The organism is Candidatus Pelagibacter communis, assembly GCF_001180205.1.
Lineage (GTDB): Bacteria > Pseudomonadota > Alphaproteobacteria > Pelagibacterales > Pelagibacteraceae > Pelagibacter > Pelagibacter ubique_O.
The window spans coordinates 1-509 of the sequence record NZ_CVSU01000070.1 but is presented as its reverse complement, the minus strand read 5'-3'; the positions used below and the strand labels follow the sequence as shown (position 1 = coordinate 509).

The following is a 509-nucleotide window of genomic DNA, read 5'->3' as shown; positions in this document are numbered from 1 at the left end:
AGATGATAAAAGTGGAATTTTAAGTTTCAAATGCTTTGTTAAAGATACACTAGTGTCTGCATCAGAAGGTAATATTTCTGAATACTTTGGAGCTAACGTAACATCATCAAAGGTAAGTGCTTCTTTTATGGGAACCATAATCTTTTATATACGATTCCTTTTAAATTAAAAGTCTCTATCGGATTTTTCTACAAATTATAAAACTTTCTTTGGAATCTTTTCTGCTAGATTTTGGTTTAAAAACCTTAACTTCTTTAAAATATTTTTTTCCCTCTGCGACGATTTCGTTAAATGTTCCTCCCATGAAAATTTTTGAAATAAAATATCCATTTTCTTTCATTAAATCTTTTGCAAAAAACATTGCCTCTTTGCATAGTTCTCCAGTTTGAATTGAATCTATATTTTTAATACCAGTTGTATCTACGGCCATATCAGACATTACGACGTCAACTTTGCCGTTTATATATTTTTTAATTTCTTCTTGAGTTTTTTCTTCAGTAAAATCTCCT

The 509-nt window shown here is 28.9% G+C and carries 2 protein-coding genes; both read right to left on the bottom strand.

Going from position 1 to position 509, the window contains the following annotated elements; translation table 11 throughout:
• A partial coding sequence (locus AMO08_RS02730; RefSeq protein ID WP_179850737.1) for an IMP dehydrogenase occupies positions 1 to 138 on the bottom strand: 138 nt, incomplete at its 3' end.
• A 37-nt stretch (positions 139 to 175) separates the two neighbouring features.
• Positions 176 to 509 (bottom strand): SAM-dependent methyltransferase (locus tag AMO08_RS02725; RefSeq protein WP_218836564.1); only part of this gene is annotated, 334 nt, incomplete at its 5' end.